This window comes from Mesorhizobium ciceri biovar biserrulae, assembly GCF_001618845.1.
In the GTDB taxonomy this organism is placed as follows: domain Bacteria; phylum Pseudomonadota; class Alphaproteobacteria; order Rhizobiales; family Rhizobiaceae; genus Mesorhizobium; species Mesorhizobium ciceri.
In genome coordinates this window covers 4,581,969-4,598,595 of the sequence record NZ_CP015064.1, presented here as the reverse complement: position 1 = coordinate 4,598,595, position 16,627 = coordinate 4,581,969, and the positions used below count along the sequence as shown (strand labels likewise).

The 16,627-nt window shown below is 63.2% G+C and carries 16 protein-coding genes and 1 tRNA gene; 5 read left to right on the top strand and 12 right to left on the bottom strand.

The features are described from left to right. Positions 1–6 precede the first annotated feature (6 nt). The 4 genes from hisD to A4R29_RS21555 all read right to left on the bottom strand — a co-directional run bounded on the left by hisD (position 7) and on the right by A4R29_RS21555 (position 3,564). A complete protein-coding gene (hisD, locus tag A4R29_RS21570) occupies positions 7–1,299 on the bottom strand; it encodes a histidinol dehydrogenase (RefSeq protein ID WP_063172847.1) in 1,293 nt (430 codons plus the stop codon). 7 nt (positions 1,300–1,306) lie between these two features. Next, positions 1,307–1,741 (bottom strand): DUF2948 family protein, encoded by a 435-nt coding sequence (locus tag A4R29_RS21565; RefSeq protein WP_013530200.1) that lies wholly within the window; start codon positions 1,739–1,741, stop codon positions 1,307–1,309. Between the two features lie 205 nt (positions 1,742–1,946). After that, the gene (gene murA, locus A4R29_RS21560; protein WP_013530201.1) at positions 1,947–3,239 is read right to left on the bottom strand and encodes a UDP-N-acetylglucosamine 1-carboxyvinyltransferase; all 1,293 of its coding nucleotides are present in this window, start codon (positions 3,237–3,239) and stop codon (positions 1,947–1,949) included. A gap of 130 nt (positions 3,240–3,369) precedes the next feature. Further along, on the bottom strand, positions 3,370–3,564 hold the full coding sequence (locus tag A4R29_RS21555) for a hypothetical protein (RefSeq protein ID WP_013530202.1): 195 nt from the start codon (positions 3,562–3,564) through the stop codon (positions 3,370–3,372). Positions 3,565–3,725: 161 nt separating this feature from the next. Here A4R29_RS21555 and A4R29_RS21550 point away from each other — a divergent pair. Further along, a tRNA-Thr gene (locus A4R29_RS21550) sits at positions 3,726–3,800 on the top strand. Between the two features lie 320 nt (positions 3,801–4,120). Then, positions 4,121–5,695 carry a peptidoglycan L,D-endopeptidase MepK gene (locus A4R29_RS21545; protein ID WP_063172846.1) on the top strand — a complete coding sequence of 525 codons (1,575 nt, stop codon included), beginning with the start codon at positions 4,121–4,123 and terminating at the stop codon, positions 5,693–5,695. 308 nt (positions 5,696–6,003) lie between these two features. Here the strand turns inward: A4R29_RS21545 and A4R29_RS21540 are convergent, their stop codons facing one another. From A4R29_RS21540 to A4R29_RS21530, 3 genes are all read right to left on the bottom strand, one after another. Then, a complete protein-coding gene (locus A4R29_RS21540) occupies positions 6,004–6,528 on the bottom strand; it encodes an OsmC family protein (RefSeq protein ID WP_013530204.1) in 525 nt (174 codons plus the stop codon). 110 nt (positions 6,529–6,638) lie between these two features. Further along, positions 6,639–7,175, bottom strand: a complete 537-nt coding sequence (locus A4R29_RS21535) for a carboxymuconolactone decarboxylase family protein (RefSeq protein ID WP_024504783.1) — start codon at positions 7,173–7,175, stop codon at positions 6,639–6,641. Positions 7,176–7,262: 87 nt separating this feature from the next. Continuing rightward, entirely contained in the window at positions 7,263–8,345 is a 1,083-nt protein-coding gene (locus tag A4R29_RS21530; RefSeq protein ID WP_167355185.1) for an RNA polymerase sigma factor, read from the bottom strand. Between the two features lie 227 nt (positions 8,346–8,572). On the opposite strand from A4R29_RS21530, the gene A4R29_RS21525 reads away from it, so the two are divergent. Together A4R29_RS21525 and A4R29_RS21520 are read left to right on the top strand one after the other, a co-directional pair. Then, positions 8,573–9,478 (top strand): MurR/RpiR family transcriptional regulator, encoded by a 906-nt coding sequence (locus A4R29_RS21525; protein ID WP_063173773.1) that lies wholly within the window; start codon positions 8,573–8,575, stop codon positions 9,476–9,478. A 57-nt stretch (positions 9,479–9,535) separates the two neighbouring features. Further along, positions 9,536–10,852 (top strand): M20 family metallopeptidase, encoded by a 1,317-nt coding sequence (locus A4R29_RS21520; protein ID WP_063172844.1) that lies wholly within the window; start codon positions 9,536–9,538, stop codon positions 10,850–10,852. Positions 10,853–10,876: 24 nt separating this feature from the next. Here A4R29_RS21520 and A4R29_RS21515 read toward each other — a convergent pair whose 3' ends face one another. From A4R29_RS21515 to A4R29_RS21495, 5 genes are read right to left on the bottom strand one after another with little or no spacing between them, the layout of a single operon-like run. Then, the gene (locus tag A4R29_RS21515) at positions 10,877–11,911 is read right to left on the bottom strand and encodes a branched-chain amino acid ABC transporter permease (protein WP_063172843.1); all 1,035 of its coding nucleotides are present in this window, start codon (positions 11,909–11,911) and stop codon (positions 10,877–10,879) included. Further along, a complete protein-coding gene (locus A4R29_RS21510; RefSeq protein WP_063172842.1) occupies positions 11,908–12,783 on the bottom strand; it encodes a branched-chain amino acid ABC transporter permease in 876 nt (291 codons plus the stop codon). Before A4R29_RS21510 ends, A4R29_RS21515 begins: the two co-directional genes overlap by 4 nt. Positions 12,784–12,795: 12 nt before the next feature. Further along, positions 12,796–13,509: an ABC transporter ATP-binding protein gene (locus tag A4R29_RS21505; RefSeq protein ID WP_063172841.1), complete on the bottom strand. Its 714-nt coding sequence runs from the start codon at positions 13,507–13,509 to the stop codon at positions 12,796–12,798. Continuing rightward, positions 13,506–14,243 (bottom strand): ABC transporter ATP-binding protein, encoded by a 738-nt coding sequence (locus A4R29_RS21500; protein ID WP_024504790.1) that lies wholly within the window; start codon positions 14,241–14,243, stop codon positions 13,506–13,508. The genes A4R29_RS21505 and A4R29_RS21500 overlap by 4 nt, the downstream gene beginning before the upstream one ends. 3 nt (positions 14,244–14,246) lie before the next feature. Then, positions 14,247–15,500 (bottom strand): ABC transporter substrate-binding protein, encoded by a 1,254-nt coding sequence (locus A4R29_RS21495; protein ID WP_063172840.1) that lies wholly within the window; start codon positions 15,498–15,500, stop codon positions 14,247–14,249. Between the two features lie 190 nt (positions 15,501–15,690). Here A4R29_RS21495 and A4R29_RS21490 point away from each other — a divergent pair, with 190 nt between their 5' ends. Further along, entirely contained in the window at positions 15,691–16,509 is an 819-nt protein-coding gene (locus A4R29_RS21490; protein WP_063170051.1) for an alpha/beta fold hydrolase, read from the top strand. Positions 16,510–16,627 lie beyond the last annotated feature (118 nt).

Here is a 16,627-nt window from a genome sequence, read left to right as displayed (position 1 = left end):
CGCCGCCTACATGTTCAACCGTATGGCGACGGAGCGTCCATGCGCGTCAAGACCCTCCGCCTTGGCCAGCGCAATCGCCGCCGGCGCCAAGATACGCAACTGCTCCGGTCCAAGCTTGAGGATCGACGTGCGCTTGACGAAATCGAGCACGGACAGGCCGGACGAGAAACGCGCCGAGCGCGCCGTCGGCAGCACATGGTTGGAGCCGCCGACATAGTCGCCGATGGCTTCCGGCGTGTGGCGGCCGAGAAAGACCGCACCGGCATTGCGCATCCGCGACAGGAAGCCCTCGGCGTCGTCGATGGCCAGTTCGACATGTTCGGCGGCGATGCGATCGACCAGCGGCAGCGCGGCGTCGATGGCCGACACCTGGATCACGGCACCAAAATCGCGCCAGCTCGCCGCTGCCGTTTCAGCGCGTGGCAGGCTCTGCAACTGGCGCTCGACCGCCTGTTCGACCGCGATGCCGAAAGCCGGATCGTCGGTGATCAGGATCGACTGCGCCGAAGCGTCGTGTTCGGCCTGGGCCAGCAGGTCGGCAGCGATCCAGTTCGGATCGTTGCTGCCGTCGGCCACGACAAGCACTTCCGATGGCCCGGCGATCATGTCGATGCCGACGGTGCCGAAAACCTGGCGCTTGGCTGCCGCGACATAGGCATTGCCCGGGCCGACGATCTTGGCGACCGGCCGGATTGTCTCGGTGCCATAGGCGAGGGCGGCGATCGCCTGCGCGCCGCCGACGCGGTAGATTTCGGACACGCCTGATATGTCCGCTGCCACCAGCACCAGCGGATTGATGATGCCGCCCGGCGCAGGCACGACCATGACGATGCGCTCGACGCCGGCCACTCTGGCCGGCACGGCGTTCATCAGCACCGAGCTCGGATAGCTCGCCGTACCGCCCGGCACATAGAGCCCGACGGCCTCGATCGCCGTCCAACGCCAGCCGAGCTCGACGCCGGCGGCATCCGTATAGCGATCGTCCTTCGGCCGCTGCCGTTCATGATGCGAGCGGATGCGGTCGCGCGCGAACTCCAGCGCCTCGATCGTCTTTGGGTCGGCCGTTTCGTAGGCGGTTGCGATGTCTTCCTTAGACACGGCAATGCCGAGGCCGGTCAAATCGGCGCGATCGAATTTCCGCGTATAGTCGATCAGTGCCGCGTCGCCCTCGGCGCGCACGCGCGCGATGATGTCGCGCACCGCGGCATCGACATCGGCGGAGACCTCCCGCTTGGTCGTGAGGAAGGCGGCGAAACGTTGCTCGAAATCGGCATCGGACTGACGAAGCGTGATGGCCATCGGACGCTCAGGCCTTGTGGATGGGGCGCGAGGTGGCTTCCCACGCCCCGCCGATGTCGGCAAGACGGGCCTCGATGCACTCGACGTCGAGCATGATCGCACCGCCGCCCGAGAAGATCAGCTCGACGATGCCGGCCGGCTTGCTGATCTCGATGAAGCTGATCGCCAGCAGCGACAGGACTTCGGCAGGCTTGTCGCGGTCAATACCGCTGGTCTTGGCCCCGAGCACGCGGTCGAAATGCAGCACGGCCTGCCGTCGCTCATTATGCTGGCGAAACAGGCCGGATTTTGCCTCCCAGACGAAACGGTTCATGGTCAGCAGGAAACGCTTGGCCGCGGGGAGGAATTCGAGGTCGCTGACTTTCAGCACGGCATCCTGGACATGAGCCGAAACGATGCTCAGATCCTGGTCGTCGAGCGCGATAAGCTTAAGGGCGGTCATACGGATTTCGCACCTGAAGGTTGATTGTTCAGCCTTCTGTTAGGCGGTCTTGGCGATCGGTGCAACCGCACCAACAGCTGCAGCTCTGCGCTGCCCCTCATCGCCCTGCCGGGCACTTCTCCCCGGATAGTGACGGGGAGAAGGACGCTGCCGCGAAGGATTTCGCCAATCTCCTGCGTTGCTAGAGAGGAGCCGAGGTCGCGGGCTACGCCGAAATCCGTTCGATCACCGCGCCGCAGTTGGACAGCTTTTCTTCCAGCCGCTCGAAGCCGCGATCGAGGTGGTAGACGCGGTTGACCGTGGTCTCGCCTTCCGCCGCCAGGCCGGCGATGACCAGCGAGACAGAGGCGCGAAGATCGGTCGCCATGACCGGCGCGCCCTTCAGCTTCGGCACGCCGTCGACGATCGCCGTCTGGCCCGAAAGCGTGATGTGAGCGCCGAGCCGCGCCAGTTCCTGCACATGCATGAAGCGGTTCTCGAAGATCGTCTCGGTGATGCGCGACTTACCCTTGGCCATGGTCATCAGGCCCATGAACTGCGCCTGCAAATCGGTCGGGAAGGCCGGGAAGGGTGCTGTCGTCACGTCGACCGGCGAAATGCCGGCGCCGTTGCGCCTCACCCGGATGCCGGAATTGGTCGGCGTGATCTCCGCACCCGTCTGGGCGATCACGTCCAGTGCGGTCTGCAGCAGGTCCGCACGCGCGCCTTCGAGCACGACGTCGCCGCCGGTCATGGCGACGGCCATCGCATAGGTGCCGGTCTCGATGCGGTCGGGAATGACGCGCACGCGCGCACCGGAGAGCGATTCGACGCCGTCGATGGCAATGGTTGGCGTGCCGGCGCCGGAAATCTTCGCGCCCATGGCGTTGAGGCACTCGGCCAGATTGACGATCTCGGGCTCGCAGGCGGCATTTTCCAGCACCGTCTCGCCCTTGGCGAGTGCCGCGGCCATCATCAGCACATGGGTGGCGCCGACCGAGACCTTCGGGAAGATATAGCGGTTGCCGACAAGGCGGCCATTCCGGGTCTTGGCGATGACATAGCCGGTGTCGACGTCGATATCAGCGCCCAGCGCCTGGAGGCCCTCGAGGAACAGATCGACCGGCCGCGTGCCGATGGCGCAACCGCCCGGCAGCGACACTTTTGCTTCGCCCATGCGCGCCAGCAGCGGGCCGATCACCCAGAACGAGGCGCGCATCTTCGACACCAGCTCGTAGGGCGCTGTGGTGTCGACGATGTTGCGGGCGGAGAAGTTGATGGTGCGCGAATAGCCCTCATTCTGCTTCTCGCGGCGGCCATTGACCGAATAATCGACGCCGTGGTTGCCCAGGATGCGGATCAGCTGCTCGACATCGGCCAGATGCGGCACGTTTTCCAGCGTCAGCGTGTCGTCGGTCAAAAGCGAGGCGATCATCAAAGGCAGCGCCGCGTTTTTCGCGCCCGAGATCGGAATGCTTCCGGAGAGCTTGTTGCCTCCGACAATTCTGATGCGATCCATGGAAGAACGTCCCTCTCGGCCAAAAAAGGGCCGGTTCAATCGTTTGAGTAGCGGCCCGTCTAGACCATTGGCCAATCTGGTTCAAGAAATAGGATTTCGCCCACCCCAGGCCAAGAGTGACCTATTTGAGTTAATCTTTTTGTATTTTCTTCGATGCAGCGAGCCCGTCCGGGCGCAGGTCGGCCTCGCCGGTCCGCCGCGAGCGCGACTGCGCCTTGCGCTTCTGCAGATTGGCGCGCAATTGCTCGGCGAGCCGATCCTTGCGGATTGTTGCGCTGCTTTTCGGTGGACCATCCTTTTTCACTGGAATTGTCTTGTCGTCCATCGCCCCATCCCCGCCGGCGACCCACCAGCTTGCTGTTCAGGGATAGCCAACATTGTGGCACTGCCATGTCATTAAAAGCCATCCGGCAAAGCCTTTCACAGAAGCGTTGCACTTGGCCTTGCGCTTGCCGGTTCGATATGGCAGAAGCCCCGCCATCAGCGGCTGCGGTAGCTCAGTGGTAGAGCACTCCCTTGGTAAGGGAGAGGTCGAGAGTTCAATCCTCTCTCGCAGCACCAGTTTCCAACATCCCTGTTGCCGCACGATCGTCCTCTGCATTTGCGAGGGCGAGGCGGGTACATGGGATGGCGCGGCCCTCGTGCTGGCGGACCCGATCAGCGGTGCATTGCTTCAGAAAATGGCTGCCACAGGCAAATCCAGCCGAAGCGCATTCCGGCAAGACACGATTCATTAACCAAGATGCTATTCATCGACATGACGTATTGTGGCATGGATGCCCGTCTTCGCCGGTCAGATCCATGCTTGTCAGGAAGAGGGCCGAAAGGCTCCTGATCTGGGCGGAAATCTAAATCGCCCGAAACAAAAGAACGTGCAAGGCATGAACGTGAGCGAAAACGTGCAAAACGCCCCCGGTGCTTCCCGTCTTTGGACCCTGCCTGCCATCATCGCAGCGTTCCTTTGCCTGTGCGCTACCGGCGCGTTCGCGGAGACGCGTGCTTTGAGGATTCAACATCTCCATACGGGCGAGAAGGCTGAAATCGTCTTCAAGCGCAATGGGCGCTATGATCCGGCGGGATTGAAGAAGATCAATCTCATGCTGCGCGATTGGCGTCGCAACGAACCGACGAAGATGGATCCGCGCCTGCTCGATCTTGTCTGGCAGGCCTATCGCGCCAGCGGCTCGACAGCCTATATCCATGTGGTCAGCGCCTATCGTTCGCCGGCGACGAACGCAATGCTGCGCAGCCGCTCGAAGGGCGTGGCCCGGGAGAGCCAACACATGGTTGGCCGCGCGATGGATTTCTTCCTGCCGGATGTGCCGCTGAAGAAGCTGCGCGACATCGGCCTCAAAATGCAGGGCGGCGGCGTGGGTTATTACCCCATCTCCGGTTCGCCTTTCATACACATGGATGTCGGCAATGTGCGGCATTGGCCGGGCATCAGCCGCCAGGAACTCGCCAGGGTATTTCCGAACGGCAACACACTGCATGTGCCGAGCGACGGCAAACCGCTGCCCGGCTATGAGCAGGCGTTTGCCGCCTACAAATCGCGCAAGGGCGCCGGCACGCCCAACATCGAGCTGGCAAGCGTCGACGGCGGCCAACGCAGGCCGCGTGGCCTGCTGGCGACGCTCTTGGGCGGGGGCGGCGCAGACGAGTCCGACGATGTCGCCGAAGCGGTGCCGGCGCCACGCAAACCGGCGAGGTCCGTCGAACCCAGACCGGCCGGACAGGGTATCGCTATCGTGCCGCCGCAGGATGCCCAGCGGGCGGACATCCAGATTGCTGCCAGCGATCCAGGCGAAGAACCGCTTGCCGGGCAGAAGGGGAAGACGCCTGAAGCGATCGTCATGGCGATGGCACCGGGCTCAGTGCCGCTGCCGGCCTTCGCACCGCGCGCCGAGTTCACGGCACCCGTTCCCACCCCGGAAACCGCACCGTTGGCAATCGCCGGCGCGTCCACGGCGCAGGCCGAGCTGGCCGTTGCCAAGCCGGACGCCGCGAATGCCGATGCCGCTGCCACGAGCGTCGCGCCGGAGATGATGGCGCTCAACGTCCCATTGCCGACATGGCGGCCGGAAAGCCAGTCAAGCCCGACGCGCCAGTTGGAAGCAGCCAAATCTGGCGATGCCATCGGTGTCTTGCTGGCCATGCATCACCCCGACGACGGGCTGGCCGGCGAGCGGATCGCGGCGCCTGCGTCAAAGCCAGAAGATCGCGTCAGGGCGAACCCCAAGGCCGACCGTGTCCAGCGGCGCCCCGATTCCGAGGCAGATCGCGCTGTTGCCGGTGGGGCCGCATCAACAGGGGCGCCCATGATTGCCGCCAATTTCATCCGCACGGCGCCGGAGCATGTCTATCTCGATGGATTCCAACCGCGGGGACGGACGTCCGATCACCGCCGCTTCACCGGCTCCGCGGTGAAATTCCTGCCCATCGCCAGTTTCAAATAGGGGCGAAAGCACCGTTCGATCCAGTATCGAAATGTGTTGCGCCATATCGATGGCCGGGGCCGTTACGGGATTCGCAACCCGTGCCGAACCCTTCCGCGATATAACACTTGGCGAGCAGCGCGCTACTGCAGCGGGCAGTCGGCTCGTTGCTGTCGGCCGCCATCCGTTGCCTTTCGAGCAGATCGCCCCGCGAACTTGCCAGGATCGTGGTGGCGGCGCAAACGTGCACGAGGCATATTTGGCCCCGCCGGCCGCAACCGGCGGGACTAAGCCACAGGCCGCCCAGCGGGCGAGTTCTGCGACAAGGATCACGCCTGGTGAATCACCAATTCGCTGGTCATGGGAATTCCTCTAAGGGCGCCAAGCACCATGTTGTGCGAGATCGCGCGTTCATGAATTTTCTCCAGATCGGCGCGGGGCGCCGAAGAACACACGGTTGCGCTGAGGTGCAGGGACACGTAGCAATGCCGGGCGTCCACGGGCGCCGTGAGCCCATCAAGTCCGTCGAACTCGCCACGCGGGTCGAACACGCCTTCCGCGATGAAATCGACCGAACGAAGATCGACCCCCGCATGCGCTGCCAGCATCGGATAATCCGAGCCGGCGCACACAGCCGCCGCGGCAAAGATCTGCTCCCAGGGAAAGACGGCGGTCGGCGAATTGTCCTTGAGGCTCGCCGGTCGCTCCAGTAGCGGTGTTGTGTAAGGATCGCCTGATTGCGGGTCGAAGCGGTAGCGGGCACGATAGGTGCCACGCACCGCGTCACCGTGTTTCTTTAGCACGGACACGATATCTTTGACTGTGCTGACGGTTTCTCCGAAGACTACTGGCATCTTTACCTCCCTATAAAATGAGAATTCCACTCCCTATTCCGGTCCGCGGATGCCGACGACGGTTGCCGCGGCCTGGCCCCAATCCCGACAATGTGCCGACAAGGCTCGCGCTACTTGGCAGGCGCGGCAGCCTGAGCGTCGCCGCCGAGATCCTTCTTGAAGGTCTCAAAGTCGACCTGCATGCCGTTGAAGATTGTGCTCCAGTGCCGTGACAGAGCGGCGATAGCGACGGCCTCTTCGATCTCGTCCTCCGTTGCGCCCGCCTGTTTTGCGCTCTCGGTGTCTTCCCAGATGCAATACTGGCAGGGAATTTGTGCGGAGACGGCGAGCGAGATCAGAGCCTTGACCTTCGGCGGCAGGGCGGTTTCGCTGGAGAACTGCAGAGCCTTCACCTCTGCCCAGGCGCCCGGCAGCGCTGCTTTTGAAACCTGATGGAGAAAGGTCGGCACCGAGCCGAGCGTCCGCTCGACGTCCTTATAGGTGGCGTCGACCTCAGCCTGACCGGCCCAGCCTAAGCCTGATGACAACAATGTGGCGCAGACGACAGTCGATGCGAACGCCGTGTGAAGGAGGCGGCGCGAGCGGCTGGGCCCGAGCTCGCCGTGGTGTGCGATGGAAGCAACATGGGAAACTGCGAAGGCGAACATGATCTCTCTCCTCTTTGGAACCATTTGCGTCCGGGCCAGATGATGCCCGCGTGCTGTAAGGAGTCACGGACGGGAGAAAAAGTTCGATCAGTCGTCGTCGATTCTAGGCGGACGCGGCGAAAGATGAAGATGCAAGCGTCGGGCCTTGCCGTCTCGCTGAAAGATCACCAGGACGACACCCGGCGGGCAGTGGAAAGGGTCTTCCGGCGGATTGACGAATAGTCCCTCGATCACAGTGACCTGGCTGGCGCTGAGAATGCGCTGCGGTTCCAGGCGGACGCCGGCTTCCGTGTCGGCGTCGACTTCCCAGGCAAGGAATGAGCGACCCAGCACTGGTTTGCTCGTCCCGCGGACAAGATGCAGGTCCTCTGCAAAGTGCCCAAGGAAGCGGTCACGCTCGCCATGCTGGTTGAGCCCATTGAAAATTTCGGAGTAGAATCGCTGGCGCTCGCGAGACTGCGAGCGAGCCTCTGTGTCGGCAAGGCCCGCCGTTTCCAGCAGCATCTCGGCAAGCTTGCGTTTGGCTTGCGACAAACGACTGCGAACCGTCCCAATCGGGACACCCAGAATGGCGGCCAGTTCCTCGTAAGACTGATAGCTTCCGAAATAGCGCAACATGGCGGTCGCCTGCAGCGGCTCGGGAAGCTTGCGTAGGGCGTCCCAAACCCATTCGCGAAGCGCGACTTTCTCCAGCCGCTCCTCAATGCTTGCGCGTTCGTCTGGGCGGTCTGGAATGTCGGCGGTCAAGATCTCGCGTCGTCTTCGACGCAATTGTTGCAGGCAACAGCGGTGCAACACAGTGCGAAGCCAGCCACCGACGGCTTGCGGATCCTTGAGTTCGCCGATGCGCCTCAGCGCGATCAGGAAAGTCTCATGCACAGCATCTTCGGCGTCCGCCCCATAGCCGAGCATGTTCAGCGCTATCGCATAGAGCCGTGCGCGATGACGTTCCAGCAGCAGGCCGAGGCAACCACAATCGCCGCCCCGAGCGGCAAGGGCCAGTTCGGCATCACTCGGCACGATATGAGTTTCGTAGCCCATGGACTTAAGATGCATCAACTGGCGAAAAAGTTCGAATGCCAGTTCAGCTTCGTCACGATCCGTGTTCGGCGGGCACCAGTTCACCAATGACGCTTTGATGGGGTTTTGGATTGAGGTTATGACCCTCACTTCACGTCCGTAACAACCGGCCCCGGAACGGGGTCCGTGAGAACCAGGCTCGCCGCCAAGATACTCAAGCGAGATCGAAAGTGCATATGGCAGTGAGCAAGGATTGGATTCTGGCGCATGCGGGCGATCTGCGCGGCTAGATTCAATCCTGTAAAACTTTTTCCAGATTTGACACCATTTCACAAAATTGTAAGATAATCATCTTCCGTCAGCGATAGGCGATGACCATGTCGATCCGCGAAGAACTGGCCAACATGACCGTGGCGTTCACCTCCGCGGAAGAGAAGATCGTCCAGGTCCTGCTCGCCGATTACCCAATGTCGGGGCTGGGCACCGCAACCCGGCTGGCACGGCGCGCCGGCGTCAGCGACCCGAGCGTGACGCGGCTGATGACCAAGCTTGGCTATGTCGGCTTTGCCGATTTCCAGGCACGCCTGCTAACCGAAGTCGAATCCAGGCTGCATTCGCCGCTTTTGATGATGGAGGCCAAGCGTCCGGGCGGCTCCAGCGAAGGCACCGCACTTGCCTATTTCCATTCGGTTTCCGACAGCCTGGAGCGTACGCGCACGGCTGTGCCGGTGCAGGCCTACACGCGCGCTGTCAACATGCTGCTCGAGAGCAAGGGCCAGGTCGTGCTGCTGGGCGGCCGGTTCAGCCGGCATATCGCCTCCATGCTGGCCGGCTATCTCCTGCAGTTCCGCTCCGGCGTGCGCGACATCGGTTCGTTGAGTCCCGCCGATTTCGACCTGTTGATCGACCTTGGCAAGCGCGACCTCCTCGTCGTGTTCGATTACCGGCGCTACCAGTCGGACGTGGTGAGCTTTGCCCAGCAGGCCAAGGAGCGCGGCGTCTCCATCCTGCTGTTCACCGATGTCTGGCTGTCGCCGATATCTGACATCGCGGACCTGACCATGGTCGCGGCGATCGACGCCAACTCGCCGTTCGACACGCTGGCGACGGCCGTTGCCCAGATGGAAACCGTCTTTGCCCACGCGCTGGAGGGCCATGGCGCCGGGGTGCGCAAGCGCATCGAGGACATCGAGAAGATCCGCAGCGCCAACGCGGTCACGCTCGATACCGTCCTATCGTCCTCGGCCGACGACGCCGCCAAATCCAAAGCCACAAGGAAATAGTGTCGTTGCGCCCAGTGCAGCGATGCAAAGCGCCGCGACGCAGAAAAGGAAGCGACAATGCCCGACAACCAGACCATCATCGATGCCGTGCAGGCTGAGATCGAGACCGATCGCGACTGGTTGATCGGCCTGACCCGCGACATGGTCCGCATCCCTTCGGTCAACCCCAAATTCGAGCCCAATCCGGCGATCAACCGCGAGGCGGATGTCCAGGCGCTGCTCGAACCGATCCTCAAGCAGGACGGGTTCAGGACAGAGCAATGGGATGCCTTGCCCGGGCGGCCCAATCTGGTCGGCGAATGGGCGGGAGACGAGAGCCGCAGCCTGATCCTGTGCGGCCATATCGACGTCGTGCCGGTCGGCGCGATGAAGGACTGGTCGGTCGATCCGTTCGGCGGCGAAATCACCAATGGCCGGCTCTATGGCCGCGGCGCCGTCGACATGAAGGGCGGCGTCGCCGCTTGCATCGCCGCCGCGCGCGCGATCCGCAAGGCGGGCATCACGCTGCAGGGCCGGCTCGCCATCCACTCGGTCGTCGACGAGGAAGCCGGCGGCTTCGGCGCCATGGACGCGGTGAAGAAGGGCAAGCTCGCCAAGGCGGTGCTGGTCGCCGAACCGACCTGGGGCGATGTCCTGCCGGTCGAAGGCGGGCTGGAATGGGCGCGGGTGACGATCCGTGGCCGCAACGCCCATTCGGCGCTGCGCTACAACGAGATCTATCCGCAGCGCCACGACAAGGACCGGCTGGAGCCGGGCGTCAATGCGATCGAGATCGCCGCCCGCTTCATTGCCGCCGTGCGCCAGTATGAGCTGGACCGGACGCGAGCAAAATCGCATCCGCTGCTGCCGCTCGGCATGAACACCATCAACATCGGCGTCATGCATGGCGGCACCGGCCTTGGCGAGCACGGCCTGCCGACCGTGATGACCAACCCGGCCATCATTCCCGATGTCGCGGTGCTCGATCTCGACATGAAATTCCTGCCCGACGAGAATTCGGCCGACTATCGCCGCGATTTCGAGGCGTTCGTCCACCATTTCGCGCAGACCGATGCGTGGCTGCGCGACAACCCGCCTGCGATCCAATGGGAGCTCGGCGGGCTGCATTTTCCGCCGATGAACACGCCGGTCGACCATCCGCTGGTGACATCGCTGATGAAGCGCAAGGCGGTAGTCGGCAAGGCGCCGCAGGCGCGTGGCTTCGTCGCCGTGTGCGATGCCGCGCACTATGCCGGCGCCGGCGTCGACGGTGTCATCTTCGGCCCGTCAGGCGACGGCTTTCACGGTTCCGACGAATATGTCGAGGTCGAATCGGTGGTCGAGACCGCCAAGGTGATCGCCGCTTCGGTCATCGACTGGTGCGGCATCCGCTGAGGCGGAGCCGCCAGTCCGAAACGGTCAGGCCGGGGGCTTCAGGCGTTCGGCGACGGCGCCCCATGAAGCCTTGATCATACCGACCAGGCCGCTCGGGTAGGCCAGCATCACGCCGATGATCAGCACCGCCGTGATCATCGGCCGCCACGCGCCGAAATCGGCCATCCATTCGGCGAAGATCGTCAGCACGAAAGAGGCGATGATGGCGCCGTAAATAGTGCTGGTGCCGCCAAGCAGCACCATCGACAGGATGATGGTCGCAAGGCTCATGCCGAAGACGTCGATCGAGGCATTGCGCTGGTAGGCGGCGTAGAAGGCGCCGGCGATGCCGGTGAAGAAGGCGCTCGCGGCAAGCGTCAGCATGCGCTGGCGCACGATCGAGACGCCGCGGCTGATGGCGTATTCCTCATTGTCGCGCAAGGCGACGATGCTGGCCCCGGTGCGTGAGCGCACGAACACGCGCAGGAACAGGGTGCTCGCCACCAGCAGCGCCAGCGCGATGTAGAAATAGGCTGATTTGCCGTCACGGACCATGTTGTGGTCGAACACGTATAGCCCGGGAATGCGCACCAACCCTTGCGTGCCGCCGGTGATGGCGGACTGGCTGATGATCACCTGCATCACCAGCTGCGCGAAGCCGAAAGTGACCAGGATGATGTAGATGCCCTTCAGCCGCAGGATCGGGATGGTCACCAGGATCGCCGCCAGGGTGGCGATGACACCGCTGGCAAACAGCGCGATCCACGGATCGAATTCGGCCAGCTTGGTCAGCAGGCTGTAGGCATAGACGCCGATGCCGAACAGCGCCAGATGGCCGAAATTGAAGACGCCGCCATAGCCGAGGCTGAGGTCCCAGTTCGAGGCGACGATCGCATAGATGAAGGCCATGATCAGGATGTGGCGGGCATAGGTGTCGCCGAAGATCAGCGGCAGCAGTGCCAGAAAGGCGAAGCCGAGCACGAAGCCGATGGCCTCCTGCTTCCACGGCGTGCGGCCGGGAGCGATCGGGGTTGCCGCCTCTGTGTGGCTAAGGGTGATCGGCGATGTCGTGTCGGTCATGCTAGGCCTCGGGAGCGGCTGGCAAAGATGCCCTCGGGGCGCACCATCAGGGTCAGGATCAGCACGCCGAACAGCAGCGCCGGCGTCCAGTACAGGCCGAAATAATAGCTGCAGGCGGCCTCGAAGAAGCCGATCAGATAGGCGGCGAAGATCGGTCCCGAGATGCTCGATATTCCGCCGAATACGACGACGATCAGCGCCTTGAGCAGCGGGTCGCTGCCCATCACCGGCGACATGAAACGATAGCCGCCCATGAAGATGCCGGCGAGGCCTGCAAGCGACGCGGCAATGGCGAAGGCCAGCCCATAGAGCGCGGTGACGTTCAGCCCGACCAGATGGCTGGCATCTTCGTTCTGCGCCACGGCGCGCAGCGCCAGCCCGAGCCGCGTGCGGTTGAGGAACATCCAAAGTGCGGCCAGGATCAGCGGCGTGATGACGATGATGGCGATCTGGTGCAGGGAGACGCCGACGGCGCCGACGGTGGTGTTGCCGGTGATCAGCGCCGGGATCTGCTTCGAGCGCGGTCCCCAGATGGTCAGCGCGCCGTTCTCGATCAGCGACCCGGCTGCCAGCGTGGTGATGACGACGACCAGCACGATGTTGGGTCGGCCGATCAGCGGCCGCACGACACTCGCCTGCAGGATCCAGCCGACGCCGGCCATGACGACGACGGCGATGGGAAAGGCGACCGCCGCCGGCAGGCCGAGTTCGACCAGCTGCCAGGCGATGTAGGCGCCCAGCATCATGAACACGCCATGGCTGAAATTGAACACGCCGATCGTCGTCCAGACCAGAGCCAGCCCGACCGCCATCATGGCGTAGAGCGAGCCCTGGAACAGGCCGCCGAACAGGATTTCCGCCAATGCGCTCATCTTCGGATTTTCCTAATGGCCAAAATACATCGACATGATCTCGCCGTGGTCGAGGCTTTCGCCCGGCTTGATCTCGGTCGCAACGGCGCCATGGTTGACGAGGTAGAGTTGCTGCGTCAGCTCCAGCAGGAATTCGATGTCCTGCTCGACGACGATGAGCGGTACGCCGCCGTGCGAAATGTCCATCACGGAGGCGCAGAGCTCGTCCTTGATCTTGGGCGCCAGCCCCAGCGTCGGCTCGTCGAGGATCAGCAGGCGCGGATGGCTCATCAGCGCCGTGCCGATCGACACCATCTGGCGCTCGCCGCCCGACAGCGTGCGCACGCGCTGGCGCCAGCGTTCCGCCAGTTTCGGGAACAGCTTGACCACCTTTTCGCGGTTTTCCGCCTCATGCGGCCGGGCCCGCGGCGAATAGGCGCCGAGCGCCATGCAGTCGGCGATCGAGAGATCGGGAAACAGCCGGTTGCCTTGCGGCACATGGATCAGGCCGGCGCCGACGATGGCGCGTGCGCTGTGGCCGACAATGTCTTGCCCGTCGAACAGGATGCGGCCGCTCTTCGGCTGCAGAAGCCCGGAGATCGCACGCAGCAGCGTCGTCTTGCCATGGCCGTTGGGGCCGAACAGGCCGACATTGCCGAAGCGGCCGGCCTCCAGCGAGATGTCGTGCAGCACGGTGACGCGGCCATAGCCGGCGGTGACGCCTTCGACGCTGAGGAGGGGATTCACGCCGCCGACCTCCTCGTGCCGAGATAGGCCTCGATGACGTGCGGATCGGCGATCACGCCTGCCGGATCGCCGGCGGCCAGGACGCGGCCATTGTTGAGCACCAGCAGATGCTGCGAAAGGCTCATCAGGAAAGTCAGCACGTGCTCGATCAACAGGATGGTGATGCCGCGTTCGGCGGTGCGGCGGATCAGGCCGATCGACGTCTCGATCTCGGGTTTGGTCAGGCTCGATGCCGGCTCGTCGAGCAAGAGCATGCGTGGCTGCATGGCGATCGCCGTGGCAAGCATCAGGCATTTGCGCTCGAACACGGACAATTCGCCGGCAAGCCGGCCGAACGACTGGGATCCCAGGCCGACGAACTCCAGCGCCTCGGCGGCGGCATTGCGGGCCGTGGCCGCTGTCTTTTCCTGCTTGCCGTAGCTGGCGCCGATCAGCGCGTTCTCGAACACGGTCAGCCCGTCGAAGCTGGTCTCGCGCTGAAAGGTCCGGGCAAGGCCGAGGCGCGCGATGGCGTGTCCCGATTTGCCGTTTATGGCAATGCCGTCAAAGCGGATGTTGCCCCGGTCGGGCCCGAACGGGATGCCGGTGATGATGTTGAACAGGGTGCTCTTGCCGCTGCCGTTCGGGCCGGCGATGCCGAAGATCTCGCCGGCCTCGACCTTGAACGACACGCCATCGACGGCCTTCAGCGAACCGAAGGCCTTCGACACGTCGTCCAGTTCAAGCAGGGCCATTCCCTACTTCATCCAGGGCTGGAGCTTGAAGGCGCCGGTGGCATATTTCTCCGGCGAGATCAGCGTGCGCTGGCCATCCCAGATCTGGAAGAAGGTGATCGGAATATAGTCGTCGCCCTGCGTGGCAAGGTGGGTGGCGGGATCGAATTTCAGCCGCCCTTCCGCGACCTGCTTGTCCGTCTCCGACAGCGCCTTCATGATCGCCGCATGGTCGGATGCGCCCCCGACCTTCTTGACCGCATCGAAATAGACATTGGTCATTTCGTAGAGGCCGACGCCGTAGGTGCCGCTCTCGACGCCGTATTTTGCCTTGAACTTGGCTGCCACCTCATCGGCGCGCGGGTTCTTCGGCGTCGTCAGCGCGCCGCCGAGCAGGTTGTAGATGACGCCATCCGATTTCTTGCCGGTCAGCTCGACGAATTCCGGAACGCTCGGCGCGTATTGCAGGAAGACGAGGCTCTTGGTCGGCTGCTCGAGGAACTGGTTGAGGAACGACGCCGAATTGCCCGGCAGATAGTCGGTGTTGATGACGACATCGGGAACGTTCTCGCGCACCTTGGCGAGGATCGAACGCCAGTCGGTCACTTCGCCGAAGGGTACGATCTCGTCGACGGTGATGGTCCAGCCCTTGTCCTTGAAGGTCTTCTTCATGCCTTCGGAGATGGTCTTCGAATAGGCGTTGTCGGACGAGATGATGGCGACCTTCTTGGTCGGCAGGGTGATCTTGCCGTCGGCCGCGAGCTTCTCGACGAACAGGGTGACGTCGGTGTTGTAGGCGTCGAAGGAAGGCGTCAGCGACCAGCAGCACATGTATTTGTCGGGGCTCGGCGCGATGATGTCCCTGGTCTGCTGCGAGGTGGCCGCCAGCATGTAGGGCATTTCCGCCTCGGCCATGTTGTCGATCTCGAAATTGGTCAGGCTGGCATAGCCGGTCAGCATGAAGTGCACGCCCGGATCGCCAAGCAGGCGTTCGACGGCGCTGGTGACGTTGCCGGCGGACTGATCCTTGACGTCGCCGACCACCAGTTCGAACGTATCTCCGGCAACGCCGCCGGCTGCGTTCGCTTCGTCGATGGCCATCTGCACGCCGCGCTGGAATTCCTGGCCGTCCGCCGCGGCAGGGCCGGTGAGCGGCGCAAGCAGGCCGATCTTGACGACGTCGGCAAAGGCGGGGGCGGCTGATGCGGCAAACATGCCGATCAACGTCGTGCTCATCAGCATATGGCGGATTCGACTTGCGGCGGATTTGGGCTTCATCGTGCTGTTCCCTGTTTTCCTCCCGTTCATCGGGAGTTGGATAATTGACAATCTACGCATAATTGTTCTTATTTGAAAAGGATTTTTCAACGCAACCTGGCCGGGAACAAGGTTCCCGCAAAGGTATGGAAGCCGTGGCGCTTTGCTGCGCAACTGCATTAAAACAGGGCAAGTCCCGACGGAGCGGACAATGACGATCTCGCAGAAGACCCTTGAAACCAGCCATGGCAAGATCGCGGTGCGTGAGACCAGCGGCCAGGGAACCGCTGTCATGCTGATCCACGGCAATTCATCTTCCAGTGCCGTTTTCCGCAACCAGTTGGACGGCCCGTTGGGTGAGCGATATCACCTCATCGCTCCCGACCTGCCCGGCCATGGAGCGTCCGGCGATGCGATCGATCCAGAGCGTTCCTACAGCATGGAAGGCTATGCCGATGCCATGACCGAAGTGCTCGGGCTGCTCGGCATCGACAAGGCCATCGTCTTCGGCTGGTCGCTCGGCGGCCATATCGGGCTTGAGATGATCGACCGCTTTCCCGGCCTGCTTGGCTTGATGATCACCGGCACGCCGCCTGTCTCGCCCGAGGAGGTCGGCAGCGGATTCAAGCCGAGCCCGCATATGCATCTCGCCGGGCAGGAGACCTTCACCGGCGCCGACGTGGAGGCCTATGCGCGCAGCACTTGCGGCGAGCCGTTCGAGCCGTTTCTCATCGACACGGTGGCGCGCACCGATGGACGGGCGCGGCGCCTGATGTTCGAAAAGTTCGCGGCCGGCACTGGCCGGAACCAGCGCGAGATCGTGGCCGGCAAGACGCCGCCGATCGCCGTTCTGAACGGCATCGACGAGCCATTCGTCAACACCGATTTCGTCTCCGCTGTGAAATTCTCCAATCTATGGGAAGGCAAGACCCATCTGCTCGACAAATCCGGCCACGCGCCGTTCTGGGATTCGCCGGATCGCTTCAATCCGGTCCTCGCCCGCTTCCTGGCAAGCGTCGACATAGCGTAGGTCCGTCGGAAACCGGCGCCACGGACCCGCCTTCGCGTTGGGTGGGTGACAATCACGCGCATCTGTCGTATATTGACATAAAGATATCCTTATGTGACATGAAAAGGCCTGTCGCCAA